Below are 19,281 nucleotides of genomic sequence, written 5' to 3' on the forward strand. Positions count from 1 at the left end.
AAACGTAAAGAGGTGGCTATATTGTTTTCAAAACTATTACTTGCTACAGATGGTTCAGAGCATTCTGTTCGTTCGGCTAATTATGCGGTTGAACTTGCACAACAGTTTCATGCAAAAGTAGATGTTGTCTACGTAATTGATGACAAAAAATCAAAATCAGATGTTCTTCATCATGTTGATAAGTATGATTTAAAAATAGAAAGACAAGAGAAAATAAAGCCTGTATTAGCACTTTTGGATAAAGCAAATATCACGTATGAAGTTCATTTTACACACGGAGAACCAGCGCCATGTATCATTGATTTTGCTGAAAAAAATGAGTCAGATTGTGTCATCGTTGGAAGTAGAGGGCGTAATAAAGTACAAACAATGATTCTAGGAAGTGTTAGTCACAAAGTCGCGAAACATGCAGCTTGCCCAGTGTTGATAATTAAATAAAAACAGGATGTTTGCTCATATAAAAGCGGACATCTTGTCTTTTTGTGGTCAAATTCACTTATGAAATATAATAAAATCAAAATAAGGAGTAGCCAGTTCAATTTGGCCTCTCCTTATTATAATCTCTCACCTTTTTTTAGTTTTTCAATAAATTCGTCTAAATCATCCCTTTTAATTCGCCAATGTCTACCGATCTTAAAGCCAGGCAGTTTTCCTTCTTGTACGAGTTTATATGTAGTCATTTCACTTAGTTGCAAGTATTCCGCAACTTGTGCAATTGTCATAATTGCTTGCTCCATATGGCCACCCCCATTAATCAACATAAGGATATCATATCATAATAACGTTCCTTTATGAAAATAATGATATTTAAGTTTACTCAGTTATACTCAAGTATATTTAAACGTAATTTTTAAAAAGTATATAAGCAAAGAATAAGAAAGAATAAAGCCGTATATTATCAATGTATGCGCTTTATTGTGGTTTTGATCATTTTAAAGAATATGATATGATTCATTTTGTTCAAAACGAATCGGATTTTTAAAGATCGGACAAAATATAAAAAATAAAAGAGGTGTAAAATTGAACATTCAAAAAATTAAACAAGAATGGTTTGGTAACATAAGAGGTGATGTGTTAGCAGGTATTGTTGTTGCGTTAGCACTTATACCAGAGGCAATCGCCTTCTCCATTATTGCTGGTGTGGATCCAATGGTTGGACTTTATGCTGCCTTTTGTATTTCAGTAATAATTGCATTTATTGGTGGACGCCCAGGAATGATTTCTGGTGCTACTGGTGCAATGGCATTACTAATGATTACACTAGTGGTTGATCACGGTTTACAATATTTATTTGCTGCTACAATTTTAACAGGGTTGTTACAAATTTTATTTGGTGTTTTCAAACTAGCACGTTTTATAAAGTTTGTGCCACGATCTGTTATGGTTGGGTTTGTTAATGCACTTGCTATTATGATTTTTACCGCGCAGTTTCAACATTTTGAAGGTGAAAGTTGGATTATGTACGCGCTTGTTGCAGTTACCTTAGCTATTATTTATTTATTCCCAAGAATTACAAGGGCAGTACCTTCAACGCTTGTGGCAATTATTGCTGTAACAGTATTTGTTGTCTTTACCAATGTTGATATTAGAGCAGTAGGTGATTTAGGAAATCTAACACGTCAATTACCAGTTTTCTTAATCCCAGATATCTCGCTTAATTTTGAAACGTTAATGATTATATTCCCTTATTCATTATCACTTGCAATTGTCGGGTTACTCGAGTCATTACTAACTGCTAATATCGTAGATGACATGACAGATACACCAAGTAATAAAAATAAAGAAAGTCGTGGACAAGGAATTGCTAATATCGTAACAGGATTTTTTGGTGGAATGGCAGGTTGTGCAATGATTGGACAGTCTGTTATTAATGTGAAATCAGGTGGAAGTGGTAGATTATCTTCCTTCGTTGCTGGCGTATTTTTAATGTTCTTGATTATTGTTTTAGGTGGAGTTGTTGTTCAAATCCCAATGGCAGCTTTAGCAGGTGTTATGATCATGGTCTCTATTAGCACATTTGATTGGTCTTCTTTAGGAAATATTCATAAAATACCGAGAACAGATGCTATAGTGATGATCGTAACGGTTGGTACAGTAGTATTTACACATGATTTATCTAAAGGTGTTTTGGCTGGAGTCGCTTTAAGTGCCATATTCTTTGCTGCAAAAATTTCTAAAGTAAAAGTCAAGAAAATTATTGAAGTAGAAGAATCGAAGCATGTGTATAAAATTTATGGACAAATCTTTTTTGCTTCTGTAAATGATCTAATCGAAAAGTTTGATTATACGGATAATATAGAAGAGGTAGAAATCGATTTATCTAACGCACACTTGTGGGATGACTCAGCAATAGGCGCTTTAGATAAGATTGAGACGAAATTTGAACAAAACCATATTAAAGTAATTTATTCAGGTTTGAACGAAGAAAGCCAATCACTGAAAAAGAAAATTGGTGGCTTATCAAAAGCTTCTGGACATTAAAAGATTATCTAACAAATTAAACGTGAAGAGGTGGCTATATTGTTTTCAAAACTATTACTTGCTACAGATGGTTCAGAGCATTCTATTCGTTCGGCTGATTGCGCGGTTGAACTTGCGCAAAAGTTTCATGCAAAAGTAGATGTTGTCTATGTAATTGATGAGAAAAAATCAAAATCAGATGTTCTCCAACATGTTGATAAGTTTGATTTAAAAATAGAAAGACAAGAGAAGATAAAGCCTGTATTAGCACTTTTAGATAAAGCGAATATTACGTATGAGGTTCATTTTACACATGGAGAACCAGCGCCATGTATCATCGATTTTGCTGAAAAAAATGAGTCTGATTGCGTCATCGTCGGAAGTAGAGGACGTAATAAAGTACAAACAATGATTCTAGGTAGTGTTAGCCATAAAGTCGCAAAGCATGCGGCTTGCCCAGTGTTAATCATTAAATAAAACAAGCTATTCTTTTTTAAACAAGCGAACAGCTTGTTTTTTTTTGTGAACTTGTTAGGCTTATTAAGGATGAAACAGAAAAATAGTCAGGAGGGGTTATATTTCTTATATATCACTTATTTTTGTGGTCATATTCTTTGCAGGTAATATTCTGATTGGCAAAGCAATTAATGATTTGGCACCGTTCACAATAGCATTTTTTCGGTTATTTGTAGCATTTTTAGTTGTTTTACCAGTTGGTTTTAAATCAGCTTGGAAAAACAGAGAACTTTTTTGGAAGTATAAAAAACCTTTCAGCATTATGAGTTTGACTGGTGTAACATTTTTTAATACATTTATTTATGCTTCGTTACAATTCACGACAGCGTCTAATGTGTCAGTTTTAGAGACTGTTATTCCAGTGGTCACGATTTTATTAAGTGCTTGGCTGTTAAAAGAAAGATTAAAAAAAATACAATGGTTTGGTGTAGTTTTATCTGTTTTTGGTGCGCTATGGGTTGTATTAAATGGAGAGATCATGCAACTAACTGCGATTAATTGGAACATTGGTGATTTCATTATGGTAGGCGCCATCATGTGTTGGGCTGTATATTCCATCTACGTAAAAAAATATATACATTTGTTTCCTACACTCGCAGGAATACTAGTGATGACAAGTATTTCTCTTATCGTGCTTTTTCCGATAGTTTTGCTTGAATGGTTTTTCTTAGGTATACCAGATATATTTCAAGGTGAGTATGTCATTAGTATATTATATTTAGGTGTATTCCCAAGTTTTATTGCCTTATTGTTATATAATGGTGCCGTACAAAAATTGGGTGCATCTAAAGCGTCTTTATTTCTAAATTTCTTACCAGTTGTTACAATAATCGGCGCCTCTATTTGGTTAGGCGAATCGGTTACAATGACACAAGTATATGGTGCATTACTCGTAATTTTAGGTGTTATTATTACCACACAACTAAAGCAGAGAACTAATTAATAGAAAAAAGAAGGACATAGCTTCTTTCAAACAAAAATTATTGCTATAATATGATTACTTTCATAAAAAGGGACGGGAAGCATTTGAAAAAAGAAATCTATCTTAAAGGTGTAACAATTGGTTCAGGGCGCCCAAAAATTTGTGTGTCTTTAGTAGGGAATTCAATGGAAAGATTGATTGAGGAAGCAAAAGGATTGCGCTCACTTGAAATAGATCTAGTAGAGTGGCGTGTTGATTTTTTTGAAGATAATAGTAATGTGAAACTAGTAAAAGAAGCACTTGAAGAAATCCGTCACATTCTTCCAGATATACCATTAATCTTTACTTTTCGTACAGAACGTGAAGGTGGAGAAAAGCAATTAAAAATAGTTGATTATTTTCAATTAAATAAAGAAATAATGGAAACAGATAATATAGATTTAATAGACATTGAGCTTTTTACAGATAAAGAAAAAAGAAAAACACTCATAGAATGTGCACATGCAAATCATTTAGCTGTAATTGTATCGAATCATGACTTTGATAAAACCCCTTCAAAGGATGAAATTATCTCACGCCTATGTCTTGCAGAAGAAATCAATGGGGATATAGCGAAGATTGCCGTAATGCCATGTAGTGCTAAAGATGTTATAACATTGTTAGATGCAACAGAAACAATGTATCGGACGTATGCAAAAGGACCAATCATTACGATGTCAATGGGAAGTATGGGTGTTGTTAGTCGTATAGCAGGGGAGATCTTTGGTTCAGCAGTCACATTTGCTGCCGCCAAGCAAGTGTCTGCTCCTGGCCAAATTGCTGTTACAGAATTAGACCAAATATTAAAAAGATTAAAGCAAACAAAAAAAGAGATCTAGTAGATCTCTTTTTTTGTTTCTATTAATTATGAATCTAGTAAAAATAACGCAAATTGAAATATAATTGTAATATTAATATAACATTCCTGTTATTTCTAAATGTTATACTGACGTTGCTGGAAAAATTACGAGGTCATTGAAAGTCATTAAAACTCTATATATACCTATAACCTACATAGAAGATTATTAAACATAAAAGTTACTAAAAATAAACTAAGAATAGAAAGAGAGTGTGAAATTAGTGAATAATAAAAAAGTCTTAGCTGGTATGACATTAACACTTGGATTAATAATTTCTTTTCCATTACAACAGGAAACGGTTTATGCTGAAACACAAGGTGAGATTGAAGACAATCGTGCGGAAATTCAATCTGAATTAGAAGAAAAGAAACAAGATTTAAAAGATGTGCAAGCGGAATTAATAGATTTAAATGAAGATATTGCTCGTGTTGATGGTGTAATAGTAGAAAATGAAATTAAAATTAAAGAAACAGAAGCTGAGTTAGAAGCAAAGCAAGAAGAGTTAGAGATAAAAGAACAAGAAGTGAAAAATTTAGAAGATGATATTGCAATACGTTTTGAAATTTTGAAAGATCGCGCATCATCTTTACAAAAGTCTGGTGGTTCTGTTGGTTATTTGGAAGTGATCTTTGGTTCAGAAAGTTTCACGGATTTTATTGATCGTGTTTCCTTAGTAAATAAAATCACAAAAGCAGATAGCAACTTAATCGATCAGTTCGAAGCGGATAAAGAAGAACTAGAGGTACAAAAAGTTCAAGTTGAAGAAGAGTTAGCAGAATTATCTGCTATGCAAGATGAATTGAAATTAATGCAAGCACAGATTTTAGAACAAAAAGAAGAAAATGAATCAAAAAAAGAAGCTTTAAAAGAAAAAGAGAATGCAAGCCAATCTATGATTAATGAATTAGAACTAGAAGATAGTGAACTAGCACGATTAGAGGAAGAAGCTAGAGTACAAGTAGAAGAAGCAAACAATGAAACAATTGAACAGTACGCAGCGACAACAAGTACTTCTGGTAATGCAAGTTCGTCTGAAGCGACAGCTAAAACGACTTCAAAAGCAACTATTAACCCTAGTGGAAATGCAAGTAGCATCATGTCTGCTGGTTATAAATACATTGGGAATTCTGCTTATAAATTTGGTGGAGGACGTAATTCTTCTGATATAGCAAATGGATTATTTGATTGTTCCGGATTTGTATCATGGGCATTTGGCCAAGGTGGAATAAGTGTACCAGCTAGTACAAGTGGATTAAGTGGTGTTGGCCAAAAAGTTTCAACGAGTGACATGCAACCTGGAGATCTTGTGTTTTTCAATACATACAAGACAAACGGACATGTTGGAATATATCTAGGCGGTAATAAATTCATCGGTTCACAGTCTTCTACAGGTGTTGCGGTTGCTAATATGGGCAGCGGATACTGGGCAGACACTTTTAGTGGACTTGTTCGTAGAGTTAACTAATACATGTATTAAAAGAGTTCGATGTAACGTTAATCACCTTACATCGAACTCTTTTTTCTTATCTTAGAGTTTAACATTATGCTAAGATAGATAAAAGAAAGGAGAACTAATTTGATAGAAAGTTCATTTGATACTACAACAATGAAAAATATAGAAGTGAAAAAAGCTGCAGAGTTTAGTGGGTTTCATGTTTATTTTACGATAGATGATCAATGTTTCCAATTGTTAATGGGGGCTGGTGATCGTTTGTTTATTATTAATATCAAACATGTATTTGAAGAAAAAGCAGTCTGTAAACTTTGTTCAAAGAAAATACTACCAATGCCGATTGGTCATCAGTGGTGTAAATTTTTACAAGAACGAAAAGAAGTTTTGCTTCCATTTTTTAAAAATGAGGTTGAACTTTACCAGAATTCAAAATAAAAAGCCATGAAGCACACAGCGTGCATTTCATGGCTTTTTTACGTTTTTAACGATGTGTCTGATAAGCTTTTGTTAGATTATTTGAAATCGATTCTAACTCAAAACCTTCAATTTCTTCCCTTGGAATAAAATGAGCAACTTTTCCATCCTTCATTAAAGCAATAGATGGAGAAGATGGTTGGATACCTTCAAAGTATTCACGCATTTTTTCTGTTGCTTCTTTATCTTGTCCTGCAAAAACGGTGACTAAATGGTCAGGTGTTACACCATTTGACAAGGCATCTATCACAGCAGGTCTAGCTAGTCCGGCGGCACAACCACAAACAGAGTTTACCACTACTAGACTAGTACCTTTTGCAGTTGTTACAAATGTATCTACTTCCTCTGGAGTGGCAAGTTCTGTAAAGCCGGCAGATGTTAATTCACTTCGCATCGGCTGCGTAATTTCTTTCATATATTCTTCATATGCATTCATCCTATGCACTCCTCATTAAAAATTTATGTGTCTTAGTTTCTATTTTAGCATATATAAAGGAAATCCAAAAATCAGAATAACAATTAAAGGATAAAAAGGTGAAAAAGTTATTGACAGAATAGTGTAACATGATAAGATAGTAAGTATCCTAATTGATAATGAATATCATTATTGTTTAACTCTTCTGTAAAGGAATTTTTTATGAAAAAAAGATATTTGATTATTCTACTAGTTATCTTATCTATTCTATCCGTATTTATTGGAGTAGTTGATTTGACTCCAACCGATTTGTTTCATTTAACAGAAAGTCAATCACAGATAATATGGATCAGTCGATTTCCCCGATTAATCAGTATTATTATTGCAGGAGTTAGCATGAGTATTTGTGGTCTAATCATGCAACAGTTAAGTCGGAATAAATTTGTTTCACCAACAACTGCAGGTACAATGGATTCCGCAAGATTTGGAATTTTAGTTGCTATGTTGTTATTTTCAACTGCGTCACCTATTCAAAAAATGCTTGTCGCGTTTGTTTTCGCATTAGCAGGAACATTTATATTTATGAAAATTTTAGATAAAGTGAAGTTTAAAGATCCGATATTTATTCCTTTAGTTGGATTGATGTTTGGTAGTGTGATAAGTTCAATCACGACATTTTTTGCTTATAAAAACGATTTAATCCAAAATATGTCTTCGTGGTTACAAGGGAATTTCGCGCTAATCATACAAGGAAGTTATGAAATGCTCTACATAAGTATCCCTTTGGTTATTCTCGCCTATTTGTATGCAAATCGTTTTACAATAGCAGGAATGGGTGAAGACTTTTCAACGAATCTAGGAATGAATCATAAGAAAATTGTGAATATCGGACTCGTAATTGTAGCATTAATGACATCCGTTGTTATTATAACGGTTGGAATGATTCCGTTTTTAGGTTTAATCGTACCGAATATTGTAACGATATACAAAGGTGACAATTTAAAGAATAGCTTACCACATACTGCTTTATTAGGAGCCATTTTTGTTTTAGCATGTGACATTATAGGAAGAACGCTTATTTTTCCATATGAAATTGCGATTGGTGTAACTGTGGGTGTTATTGGTAGTGGTCTATTTCTTTATCTGGTAATGAGGAGAAAGGTTTATGAGTAATAGAACTAAAATGATTCTTTTAGCTATAGGTGCAGTGCTGCTTGTGCTCATCTACATATTCATTGGTATAACAGGAAATTGGGATTATATTTTACCTAGAAGGGCAACTAGGGTTCTTGCTATTGTAATGACAGGTGCAGTGATTGCTTTGTCGACTATTATATTTCAAACGATCACAAATAACCGAATATTAACAACTAGTCTAATCGGTTTAGATTCGTTGTATCTGTTAATTCAAACCTTTATTATTTTTGTTTATGGATCGACTAGTATTACTGCTTTAGATAAGAATTTAAATTTCTTTATCGCAATTGGATTTATGATCGCCTTTGCCCTGTTTCTTTTTAATGTTCTATTTAAAAAGGGGCGTAATATTTACCTTCTACTATTAATAGGTTTAATATTTGGTACGTTTTTTCAAAGTTTATCATCATTTATGCAAGTATTAATTGATCCGAACGAATTCTTTATTGTGCAAAATAAAATGTTTGCAAGTTTTAATAATGTTGATACCGATTTATTATATTTATCGATTGGTATACTCTTTATTACGTGCCTTTATCTCGCTAAATATGTTAAATATCTAGACGTTTTATCTCTTGGCAAAGAACACGCGATTAATTTAGGTTTAGACTATGATCATATAGTCAAACGACTGATGATTGTGATTGCAATTCTAGTGTCAGTAGCAACCGCACTTGTCGGTCCAATTATGTTCTTAGGTATCTTAGTTGCGAATGTTGCGAAAGAAATGTTTAAAACATACCGACATACATACCTCATCCCGGCTTCAATTTTGATTAGCATTATTGCATTAGTTGGAGGGCAGTTAGTAGTTGATAGAATCTTTACATTCTCTACAACACTAAGTGTAATCATTAATTTTATAGGTGGAACCTATTTTCTATATCTTATATTAAAGGAGAATAAAACATGGTAGAAATAAAGGAAGTTGCAAAAAAGTATGGCGATTCGTTTGTTGTTGATCATGTTTCTATGAATATCCCTAAAGGGAAAATCACCTCCTTTATTGGTCCAAATGGGGCAGGGAAAAGTACACTCTTATCAATGATGAGCCGTCTAATTGCGAAAGATCATGGTGAAGTCTTAGTTGATGATGAAGAAATTTCGCTGACGAAAAATAATGAGTTAGCAAAAAAAATATCTATATTAAAACAATCTAATCATATAACTGTTCGCTTAACTGTCAGAGAACTAGTGAGCTTTGGCCGTTTTCCTTACTCACAGGGAAGATTGACGAAGGAAGATACAGTTATGATAGATGAATCAATCGCTTATATGGAATTAGAAACGATGGAAAATAAATTCATTGATGAATTAAGTGGTGGGCAGCAGCAACGTGCATACATTGCCATGATTATTGCCCAAGACACTGATTATATATTATTAGATGAACCTTTAAATAACCTTGATATGAAACATTCCGTTCAAATTATGAAGGTATTACGAAGATTAGCAGATGAATTAGGTAAAACCGTTATTATAGTCATACATGATGTTAATTTTGCTTCCGTTTACTCAGATTATATAGTTGCCTTAAAAGACGGAAAAGTCGTTAAACAAGGTGCTAAAAATGAAATTATTAACCAAAGTGTTTTAAAAGAGGTTTATGACATGGATATTCAAATCCAAGATATTGATCAATGTCGTATCTGCCTTTATTTTGCGTGAGTAGTGACGGCCACGCAATCTTAGCTAATATGTTTTAAATCATGGTGAATCTGCTTCTGTAAAACTGTGAATCTGGAATTCTATTAGGATGGCTGGGCCCATGTAATAAGCATATCTTAATAGGAAAACAATCACACATATTCAGACGGACTATCACCTGTTTAAATAAATTTTAGGATATAGGAGTGAAAAAATGAAAAAACTTGCATTGTTATTACTTATGTTGCTATTCGCAATAGTTGCAGTAGCTTGTGGTTCAGAGAGCGATGAAGCAGCAGCGACAGATGATATAGAAGAAGAACAAACAGACGAAGAGGTAGAAGAAGTTGAAGCGCCAACTGAAATAGAAGTAGAACATGAACTTGGTACGACAACTGTCCCTGTAAATCCAGAAAAAGTTGTTGTATTTGATTTTGGTACATTAGATAGTCTTGACAAGTTAGGTGTAGATGTCGCTGCAGTGGCACAAGAGAACTTGCCATCTTATCTATCGAGCTATGAAGATAGTGCTTATGAAAATGCTGGTACACTATTTGAACCAGATTTTGAGAAACTAGCTGAAATTGATCCAGATTTAATTATCATTTCTGGTCGTACAGCAGAAGCATATGATGATTTAACTGAATTAGCTCCAACGATTCACATGGGTGTAGATACTACGCGTTATATGGAGTCTTTTGAAGAGAATGTTACATTATTAGGTGAAATTTTCACAAAACAAGAAGAAGCAAGTACTGCATTAGAAGAAATTGAAACAACAATAGCAGATTTAAAGGAGTCAATTCCAACAGATAAGACAGGACTTATTGTTTTAACGAATGATGGAAGTCTTAGCGCATACGGACCTGGTTCACGTTTTGGATTAATTCATGATGTGTTTGGTATCACACCAGCGGATGAAGAAATTGAAAGTTCAACACATGGTCAAAATGTAAGTTTTGAGTATGTTTCTGAAACAAATCCTGATTATATCTTTGCTGTAGATCGAAACAAAGTAACTGGTGGAGATTACACCGCTGAAAGTTCACTAGACAATGAGTTAGTAAATGGAACAAATGCCGCGCAAGAAGATCACATTGTTCTTCTAAGCCCTGATTATTGGTATCTTTCAGGTGGCGGTCTAATCTCTGTAGCTGAAATGGTTAATGAAATTGCAGCAGGAGTAGAATAATAAATAAGTAGATTACTCGTAAAAGAGGTGGTTAATATAGCCACCTCTTTTATTTTTAAATTTTATAGGAAAAAGTACTTAATTATTTGGTGGTTTATGTCGAAAATAGAAGTAGTGCTAAAAAACTAAAGATATAAAAAGAATAAAAGCATTTTGTACAGTAAGAAAGAGGGAGGAAGATCTAGTGACAACAGAGAGTAAAAACATCAATGAAATGATTAAAGAGTTGTACAATGGTACGATTCATACGGTGAAAAAGGTTATACCAATGGAGCCTGGAATGGGTTCTCCACAATTGATAGCTCCACCATTAGTTGTGAAATTCGGTGTATTAATTGGCTTTACCGGAGATTTAAAAGGGGAATTATTATTACAAGCTAGCCAGGAATTGTTTAATGAGATTGGTGAAGCAATGTTTGGTATGTCATTATCTGAAGAGATGCTTGATTCATTTGTAGGAGAATTAGGAAATATGGTTGCAGGAAGTCTATCTACATACCTAGCAGAGATTCAAATTCAAACGGATATTACACATCCAACGGTATTAAATGGTAGCACGAAATTAACTGGTTTTAAACGCGCATTACTAGTTAAAGTAGACTATGGTCAAGGAAAAGAATTGGAGGCTATTATACTATTAAATCAGTAGTATGAAATAGCCCTCATTATATTTACAAAAGTAGCTTAACTAATATTGATTTAAATGTATAAAACAGGTATTCTGATATTATCTTTTATTTTGAAATTACAAGATGAAGTGTATTTATAGGATCATTCGTTACATTGGTTATCATACTATTATTATTTTATACTAGTGAATGACATATTTTGTATATAAAGGAGAAAGCAAATGAGTACTGAAAAGTATATTATCTTTCAATTAAACGGTCAAGAATATGGCGCTAGCATTCAACAGATTATTTCAATTGAGCGTCTGCAAGATGTTGTTGCACTTCCTCAGGTGTCAGATTTTATTGAGGGTATCACGAAAATGCGTGGAGAGGTTATTCCTGTCATTGATCTTAAGACGCGAATGAATATGGATAGAACAGATGAAACGGAACAATCAAGAATGTTAGTTTCCAAAGTTAATGAAGGTGGCGTCCATGTTGGTTTCGTAGTAGATGCCGCATCAGACGTAATAGACATTGATCAATCTATTATTGAAGATGCACCAACAACAATTAAAGGTGTAAATGCGAATTTTTTACATGGAGTGGCAAAATTGGATGATCGATTGTTATTGTTAATCGATTTAGAATACGTTCTAAATTATGAGGAAATAATTGAATTAAAACAAGTTGTTGAAGAGAAATAAGAATGAATGATGGGGGAAATCGGTATGGCTAGAATTTTAGTAACGGATGATGCTGCATTTATGCGCATGCAACTAAAAAATATATTCACTTCATTAGGACACGAAGTCGTAGGTGAAGCAGAGAACGGAAGAATGGCTATAGATCTTTATAATGAATTAAAGCCTGATCTTGTGTCAATGGACATTACAATGCCTGAAATGAATGGTGTTGAAGCACTTAAAGAAATTAAAAAGAACTACCCAGATGCTACAGTTGTTATGTGTTCTGCAATGGGACAACAGCAGATGGTGTTAGAAGCAATTCAATCAGGTGCAAAAGATTTTATTGTAAAACCATTTGATCAGGATCGTATTCAACAAGCCTTAGCTAAAATCTTTTAAAGAAATTTAAAAACGTAAAAGTAAATCTTTTACGTTTTTCTTTTTACATGTTAAGAAATAAATGTAATACTTTTTAAAATTGTGCCGATATATAAAAGGAAAGATTAAAATAATGGTAAGGGGTGTCATCCAATCATGAAAATTAGATTAAGTTTATTTGTGAGTTTTTTACTAGTTATTTTATTACATACTGCACTTTTCGGCTATAGCATATTTGCTTTAGTAAAAGTGGACGCGTTCTCATTTCCAATAATTGTTGCTTTTGCAGTTGTTGTGATCGTAAGTTTTGCAATTGCTCATTTTTCTAGCTTAAGAATTGTGAAACAATTGAAACAAACAAGAGAAAGATTAGAAATTTTGGCGAGCGATAAGGTAGAAGAGTTACCTGAAACAAATATGAAAAATGAAGAGTTTATTCAATTAAATGAGGAAATTGATCTTGTCATTGATAAGACAAAAAATGCAGTAAAATTTATTTCAACAATAACAGATCACTTGAATAAACAAAGTAGTACATTACATCAATATACAGATGATTTGGAAAAGGATAGTAGTTATATTACTACTACGATGCAAGAAATATCAAGCGGTGCGGAAGAACAAGCAAATTCTGCTTCATCTTTAACTGAAACGATGCAGAAATTCTCTAATACAATTATGAGTGTTGTGTTAAATGGAGAGAACATTAAAGAAGAGTCTAAATCTATGTTATCAATCACGGATGAGGGTAGCCAATTGATGCATCAATCGGTTGATAAAATGTCGGTTATTGATGATACGATTAAGCAATCATTAGATAAAGTAAGAGGCCTTGATGCAATGACATTAAAAATAACAAAAGTAGTAACCGTAATTAAAGAAGTTGCAGAACAAACGAATCTACTAGCGTTAAATGCAGCAATTGAAGCGGCACGTGCAGGTGAGCATGGAAAGGGATTCGCAGTTGTAGCAGATGAGGTAAGAAAACTTGCGGAACAAGTAAGTCTATCCGTTACAGATATTACAGAGACAACAAGTGGAATTCAATATGAGTCTAAAGAAGCTGTAGAAGCATTAGAGCGGGGGTATCAAGCTGTTAATGAAGGGTCATCACAAATTCAAACGACAGGCTCTACTTTCGATAAGTTAAATGTTATTATTACAAACATTGGTAAAGAGATTGAGGATGTTTCAAATAACTTATATGATGTACTTGATAATACCAAGGTAATTAATGACTCGATTACTAATATTGCAAGTGTATCAGAAGAATCAGCAGCAGGTATACAAGAAGCAGAATCAGCATCAGAACGTTTGAGTGGATCTGTCGAAAATATTCGTATCGGACAAGAAGAATTAGAAACAGGCATTAGAAAGTTGAATATTTAGTATGTAAAGAGGGGAGGAGGTAGCTGAATAAAAGCTAACCGCTCTTCTTTTTTTTGTAAAAAAGTAAAGGGTAGCATAAAATAATAGTATTAGCAGATATGGAGGAGATTAAAATGGATTTATTTAAAACGTTCATAAAGAATGAGAGACAAGAGGCGTTGGTAGAAAAAGCAGCTCAAATAGCTGAAAAGGTTGAAAAAAGAGTTGAAATTGCTGAAGAAACGGCATCAATGCCAATTGAAAATGTCGCAGATTTAAGAGCGGCGAATTATTTGTCCCTTACATTACCTAAAAGCTATGGTGGAAAGGCGTTATCATTATATGAATTCTTATTAATTCAAGAAAGATTAGCTGCTGGAGATGGTGCTACTGCTTTATCGGTTGGATGGCATTTAGGGATTGTCAAAGAATTAAGTGAGGATCATTTATGGCCTGATGCTATCTATCAACCATTTGCAAAGGAACTTGCTGAAAAGCAATTGTTAGTAAATCGTTTAGCAACAGAACCAGCAACAGGAAGTCCAACACGTGGAGGAATTCCGGAAACGCGAGCAAAACGATCAAATAATTCCTACTTATTAAATGGAAGAAAAACGTTTGCATCAATGGCTAGTGTATTAGACTATTATATTATCACTGCATATGTTGAGGATAAAGAGGCAGTCGGTTCATTTCTTATTGCAAAAGACACGCCAGGAATTAGTATAGAACATACTTGGGATACACTTGGCATGCGAGGAACAGGTAGTGATGATGTTATTTTAAAAGATGTTTCTGTTACAGATAATATGCTTGTTGAATTAAATCAAAAAGGTGAAAAACGTACACCAAAGGGGTGGCTCTTACATATTCCGGCATGTTATCTAGGTATCGCAATTGCTGCGCGTAACGATGCAATTGCATTTGCTAAGAATTTTCAACCAAATAGCTTAAAAACACCGATTTCAGAAGTGCCTCATATTCAACAAAAGATTGGTGAAATGGATCTGAAACTTATGCAAGCACGCTACTTTATGTATAGTATTGCAGAGCGATGGGATAACAATCCTGATGAAAGAGGACAATTGGGTGCGGAACTAGCAGCTGTGAAGACAGTTGCAACAAATAGCGCAAATGAAGTAGTAGATCTAGCGATGCGGATAGTCGGAGGTCGCGGACTATCTAAAGAGAATCGATTTGAACAATATTATCGAGATGTTCGAGCGGGACTCCATAATCCACCAATGGACGATATGGTAATAAGTATACTTGCTAAACGTGCAATTAATTGAAGTGTTGCGCGTTCTGATTGACTCTTATGAAAGATGATACATTTTGCTGTTATAATCCTTCCTTTTTATCATATCCATAATAGGAAGGAGTGAACGCGATGACTCGAATAATAAATCCAAAAAAGGTTTATACCTATCACCAGTTATCTGTTGATATAGATCGATTAAATGAAACATATCCTGATCTACTGGCCGTTGATGTTATTGGTAAGTCTGTGGCTGAGCGATCTGTTTTTTCGTTAAAGCTTGGAAGTGGCAAACAGGAAATACTTGTAAATGGTGCGCATCATGCAAGAGAATGGCTAACAACAACGCTACTCATGGATATGGTTGAAACGTATTGTTTAGCTGCTTCAACAAACCAGTGTATTGGCAGCTATCCAGTAAAAGATATACTAAAACAGGTAACGATCTACTTTATCCCAATGGTCAACCCGGATGGTGTAACACTTGTCCAGCAAGGGCCAGAATTATTTTTAAACAGTTGCAAGTTACGTGAATGGAACAATAATAAAGATGACTTTATGGACTGGAAAGCAAATATCCGCGGAGTAGACTTAAATCGACAGTATCCAGTTGACTGGGAACAAATTCATCATGATCCAGGCCGACCAGCGCCAATGAATTTTAAAGGTTACGCAGCCCTAAGTGAACCAGAAGTGAAAGCAGTTTACAATTTTGTTAGTGGACACGATTTTAAGCTAGCTGTGGCCTATCATTCCTCTGGAGAAGAGATCTTTTGGAAGTATAAAAGCACAGGAGAACAAGAAAAATATGCAAAAAAAATCGCGAATATAACTAGCAATAAAACAGGTTATCAGCTAATTTATCCGACTGATAACCCGAGTGGTGGTGGCTTTACTGATTGGTTTATAAGCCATTTTAAACGACCAAGTCTCACGATTGAAATAGCCCCTTTGGTTGGACCTAGACCTGTTCCATTAAGCTATTATGATAAAATATGGAATGAAAATAAAGAAGTGCCATTAGAACTTGCGAACCAATTAATTATATGATTTATGCTTGTTTCGTTTGATCATCACGATCCTGTAATACGTCAGTGTAATCATCTAAAAGTTGGTCAAATATCTTTTGCCAACTTTTTGATTTGGCAAAAATTCTAGCGGAGTTTCCCATTTGATGTCTTTTTAAGGGATTTGTTAATAGGTCTGTGATTGCTTTAACAAATTGATCAGGTTTATTTGGATCACAGGTTATACCATGAGCGTGTGGCTGATTTTCTAATAGATATTTTACACCCCCTGTGTTGGAACCTATAACGGGAGTTCCAGATGCTAGTGACTCCAAAACAACATTTCCAAATGTTTCAGTAGCAGATGGAAAGACAAATAAATCAGAGTTAGCATAGATGTCGGTTAGATCTTGACCGTGTAGGTAACCAGTAAAGGTTATATTAGGGTTGTTCAATTCCATTAAGCGTTGTCTTTCAGGACCATCTCCAACAATTAGCCAATGTATTTTATTTGAAAAAGAATACTGTAAGGAGTTAATAATTTGCATGAGAGCATCTATATTTTTTTCTGGAGATAGGCGACCGACGTAACTTAGTGTGAATGGAGTAGTAATGTTATAATTTTTTCGGAATGTCTTGTTGTGAGCACTTGGCCTGAAAGTGTTTGTATCTACGCCACGTTGCCATAATCGTAAATTGGTAAATCCTTTTCGCTTTAATTGCTGTAGTGTATCAGTAGATGGAACGAAAATTCTTTCCATTGGTTCATGAACACGGTGTAAATATTTCCAAAGGGCTTGCGATAAAAAACGTAAATGGTAGTAGTTTAAATATTGATCAAAATTAGTATGATACGAGCCAACTAAGGGGATTTGATTCTTCAATGCATATCTTATTCCATATAAACCAATTGAAAAGGGTGTTACAACATGAATAATATCCGGTTTGAATGCTTTTAATGATTGCTTTATTTGTGCGTAGTTAGGAAGATGGATTTGATATTCCGGATACAAGAAAAAACGCATACTTAAAAGAGGATGGGTGTATAGGGGTTGATCATGATCAGTACTAGGTTTAAAGATATGATATTCGTGTTCGCTTTGATCTAAATAGGTAATATAGTTGGCTAGTGTTGTTGCAACCCCGTTTACATCTGGAAAAAAGGTGTCAGTAAAAATAGCAATACGCATATTTTCCCTCCTTCTAGCTTAATTAGATCTACTGTAAAGATATACAATTCCACTGCGAAATACGATGAATTTCTTGTAAAATTGAAGTAAAATATTCATCATGAATAGCTAGTAAAGCTATTTGACCAATATATACTCCTGTTATATAATAAGTGAAATATTAAAATAGGTGATGGAGTTCACCAAATAAACTGCGAATTGCTTTTGACTCCTATCGGTATAAGTTATCTACTGGTAGGAGTCTGTTTATTTGAGGAGGAAAATGTAAGTGGGAAAACGCATACTGACTTATTTAGAACGATTTAAAAATAGCTATTATCTTCTTTCATTATTTTATTTGATAAAATGGCTATGCTTAGCTGGTATAGTTGGAACACTAGCTGGGGCTGCATCTGCATTTTTTCTAGTCAGCTTGGATTGGGCGGCAACGACACGTGAATCATTTACGTATCTATTGTTTCTCTTACCTTTTGCTGGTGCTTTTGTTAGTTTTTTATATATGAAATTTGGTGGTAGTGCAATTAAAGGGAATAATTTGATACTAGAAGAGATAAGAGACCGTAAAGAAGGCATTCCACTTCGTATGGCGCCACTTGTGTTATTTGGCACAATAATGACACACCTTTTTGGTGGTTCAGCAGGTCGAGAGGGTACAGCTGTACAAATGGGGGGTACCTTTGCTGATTTTACAGGAAAAATATTTCGCCTAGACAGAATTGATCGTAAAATTATTTTAATAGCTGGAATAAGTGCGGGATTTAGTTCTTTATTCGGGACACCATTAGCTGGTACGGTCTTTGGAATAGAAGTGCTTGCCTTGGGTTTAGTCAGCTATCAAGCATTAATACCTGCCTTTTTCGCTAGTATCATTGGAGATCAAGTTACTAGAGGATTTGATGTTCCACATGCGCATTATGTCATTGATATCATACCAGCCTTTTCAATATTATTAGTATTGAAAGTCATTATTGCTTCTATTCTATTTGGTTTAGCTGCATTGTTATTTAGTCAATTGACAGGATTTTTTAAGAAAATATTTAGTCATACATTTAAGAATCCGATTTTGAAAAGTTTTGTAGGTGGATCGATCATTGTATTACTTGTATACATAATGGACACACGAGATTATCTTGGTTTAGGTCTGCCTTTAATTGAAGAATCTTTTAGTAACGAAGTAAACCCACTCGCTTTTTTATGGAAAACTATCTATACATCTATTACACTAGGTGCCGGATTTCAAGGTGGTGAGGTAACGCCTTTGTTTACAATTGGTGCAACACTTGGCAATATGTTAGCAGGTATATTGAATCTCCCTTTAGGCTTTTTAGCAGCTTTAGGACTTATTGCAGTTTTTAGTGGAGCAACGAATACTCCCTTAGCTTGTTTTATCATGGGCATTGAGTTATTTGGAGCAGATGCAGCAATATATTTGTTTCTAGCATGTATCATTAGCTACCTTTTTTCAGGACATACGGGCATTTATTCTGCACAACAAATTGGTACATCAAAAAGTCGGCAGCTTGTTAAAGATGAGAAGCGAATCCTTTCTGATTTATAACGAAATTAGTAAAAAAGTATAGAATAACTTCGAATGAAAACGTATAC

21 protein-coding genes and 1 riboswitch are annotated in these 19,281 nt (G+C 34.1%); of the genes, 18 read left to right on the forward strand and 3 right to left on the reverse strand.

The window, feature by feature from the left end; translation table 11 throughout:
- Positions 1-12 precede the first annotated feature (12 nt).
- The gene (locus tag D2K60_RS05325) at positions 13-438 is read left to right on the forward strand and encodes a universal stress protein (RefSeq protein WP_338048348.1); all 426 of its coding nucleotides are present in this window, start codon (positions 13-15) and stop codon (positions 436-438) included.
- A gap of 116 nt (positions 439-554) precedes the next feature.
- Here the strand turns inward: D2K60_RS05325 and D2K60_RS05330 are convergent, their stop codons facing one another.
- Entirely contained in the window at positions 555-737 is a 183-nt protein-coding gene (locus D2K60_RS05330; protein WP_117168935.1) for a helix-turn-helix domain-containing protein, read from the reverse strand.
- 283 nt (positions 738-1,020) lie between these two features.
- Between D2K60_RS05330 and D2K60_RS05335 the strand changes: the two genes are divergently transcribed.
- The 6 genes from D2K60_RS05335 (at position 1,021) to D2K60_RS05360 (ending at position 6,685) form a co-directional block, all read left to right on the forward strand.
- Positions 1,021-2,481, forward strand: coding sequence for a SulP family inorganic anion transporter (locus D2K60_RS05335; RefSeq protein WP_117168936.1), 1,461 nt, complete (start codon positions 1,021-1,023; stop codon positions 2,479-2,481).
- Between the two features lie 30 nt (positions 2,482-2,511).
- Complete coding sequence (locus D2K60_RS05340) at positions 2,512-2,937, forward strand: universal stress protein (RefSeq protein ID WP_338048349.1); 426 nt, start codon at positions 2,512-2,514, stop codon at positions 2,935-2,937.
- A 118-nt stretch (positions 2,938-3,055) separates the two neighbouring features.
- Complete coding sequence (locus D2K60_RS05345) at positions 3,056-3,919, forward strand: DMT family transporter (RefSeq protein WP_338048356.1); 864 nt, start codon at positions 3,056-3,058, stop codon at positions 3,917-3,919.
- Between the two features lie 83 nt (positions 3,920-4,002).
- On the forward strand, positions 4,003-4,776 hold the full coding sequence (gene aroD, locus D2K60_RS05350) for a type I 3-dehydroquinate dehydratase (RefSeq protein WP_117168939.1): 774 nt from the start codon (positions 4,003-4,005) through the stop codon (positions 4,774-4,776).
- Positions 4,777-5,017: 241 nt separating this feature from the next.
- Entirely contained in the window at positions 5,018-6,262 is a 1,245-nt protein-coding gene (locus D2K60_RS05355; RefSeq protein ID WP_117168940.1) for a coiled-coil domain-containing protein, read from the forward strand.
- Between the two features lie 111 nt (positions 6,263-6,373).
- Positions 6,374-6,685 (forward strand): hypothetical protein, encoded by a 312-nt coding sequence (locus D2K60_RS05360; protein ID WP_117168941.1) that lies wholly within the window; start codon positions 6,374-6,376, stop codon positions 6,683-6,685.
- Positions 6,686-6,731: 46 nt separating this feature from the next.
- Here the strand turns inward: D2K60_RS05360 and D2K60_RS05365 are convergent, their stop codons facing one another.
- Positions 6,732-7,160 (reverse strand): BrxA/BrxB family bacilliredoxin, encoded by a 429-nt coding sequence (locus D2K60_RS05365; RefSeq protein WP_117168942.1) that lies wholly within the window; start codon positions 7,158-7,160, stop codon positions 6,732-6,734.
- A 201-nt stretch (positions 7,161-7,361) separates the two neighbouring features.
- On the opposite strand from D2K60_RS05365, the gene D2K60_RS05370 reads away from it, so the two are divergent.
- From D2K60_RS05370 to D2K60_RS05415, 10 genes are all read left to right on the forward strand, one after another.
- Positions 7,362-8,312: an ABC transporter permease gene (locus D2K60_RS05370; protein WP_117168943.1), complete on the forward strand. Its 951-nt coding sequence runs from the start codon at positions 7,362-7,364 to the stop codon at positions 8,310-8,312.
- The gene (locus tag D2K60_RS05375; RefSeq protein WP_117168944.1) at positions 8,305-9,252 is read left to right on the forward strand and encodes an iron chelate uptake ABC transporter family permease subunit; all 948 of its coding nucleotides are present in this window, start codon (positions 8,305-8,307) and stop codon (positions 9,250-9,252) included. The genes D2K60_RS05370 and D2K60_RS05375 overlap by 8 nt, the downstream gene beginning before the upstream one ends.
- Entirely contained in the window at positions 9,246-10,004 is a 759-nt protein-coding gene (locus D2K60_RS05380) for an iron ABC transporter ATP-binding protein (RefSeq protein ID WP_117168945.1), read from the forward strand. The genes D2K60_RS05375 and D2K60_RS05380 overlap by 7 nt, the downstream gene beginning before the upstream one ends.
- A gap of 193 nt (positions 10,005-10,197) precedes the next feature.
- The gene (locus D2K60_RS05385; protein WP_117168946.1) at positions 10,198-11,175 is read left to right on the forward strand and encodes a siderophore ABC transporter substrate-binding protein; all 978 of its coding nucleotides are present in this window, start codon (positions 10,198-10,200) and stop codon (positions 11,173-11,175) included.
- A gap of 184 nt (positions 11,176-11,359) precedes the next feature.
- Positions 11,360-11,824 carry a chemotaxis protein CheX gene (locus tag D2K60_RS05390; protein WP_117168947.1) on the forward strand — a complete coding sequence of 155 codons (465 nt, stop codon included), beginning with the start codon at positions 11,360-11,362 and terminating at the stop codon, positions 11,822-11,824.
- Positions 11,825-12,025: 201 nt separating this feature from the next.
- On the forward strand, positions 12,026-12,493 hold the full coding sequence (locus tag D2K60_RS05395) for a chemotaxis protein CheW (protein ID WP_117168948.1): 468 nt from the start codon (positions 12,026-12,028) through the stop codon (positions 12,491-12,493).
- Between the two features lie 24 nt (positions 12,494-12,517).
- A complete protein-coding gene (locus tag D2K60_RS05400; RefSeq protein ID WP_117168949.1) occupies positions 12,518-12,874 on the forward strand; it encodes a response regulator in 357 nt (118 codons plus the stop codon).
- Positions 12,875-13,009: 135 nt separating this feature from the next.
- Positions 13,010-14,242: a methyl-accepting chemotaxis protein gene (locus tag D2K60_RS05405; protein ID WP_117168950.1), complete on the forward strand. Its 1,233-nt coding sequence runs from the start codon at positions 13,010-13,012 to the stop codon at positions 14,240-14,242.
- A gap of 113 nt (positions 14,243-14,355) precedes the next feature.
- Positions 14,356-15,513, forward strand: coding sequence for an acyl-CoA dehydrogenase family protein (locus D2K60_RS05410; protein ID WP_117168951.1), 1,158 nt, complete (start codon positions 14,356-14,358; stop codon positions 15,511-15,513).
- Positions 15,514-15,611: 98 nt separating this feature from the next.
- The gene (locus tag D2K60_RS05415; protein WP_117168952.1) at positions 15,612-16,529 is read left to right on the forward strand and encodes a M14 family metallopeptidase; all 918 of its coding nucleotides are present in this window, start codon (positions 15,612-15,614) and stop codon (positions 16,527-16,529) included.
- A gap of 1 nt (position 16,530) precedes the next feature.
- On the opposite strand, the gene D2K60_RS05420 is transcribed toward D2K60_RS05415, so the two are convergent.
- On the reverse strand, positions 16,531-17,676 hold the full coding sequence (locus D2K60_RS05420; RefSeq protein ID WP_117168953.1) for a glycosyltransferase family 4 protein: 1,146 nt from the start codon (positions 17,674-17,676) through the stop codon (positions 16,531-16,533).
- A 159-nt stretch (positions 17,677-17,835) separates the two neighbouring features.
- Positions 17,836-17,897: riboswitch (Fluoride riboswitch) on the forward strand.
- 62 nt (positions 17,898-17,959) lie between these two features.
- Here D2K60_RS05420 and D2K60_RS05425 point away from each other — a divergent pair.
- A complete protein-coding gene (locus D2K60_RS05425) occupies positions 17,960-19,234 on the forward strand; it encodes a voltage-gated chloride channel family protein (protein WP_205418585.1) in 1,275 nt (424 codons plus the stop codon).
- Positions 19,235-19,281 lie beyond the last annotated feature (47 nt).

The sequence above is a fragment of the Paraliobacillus sediminis genome, from assembly GCF_003426055.1.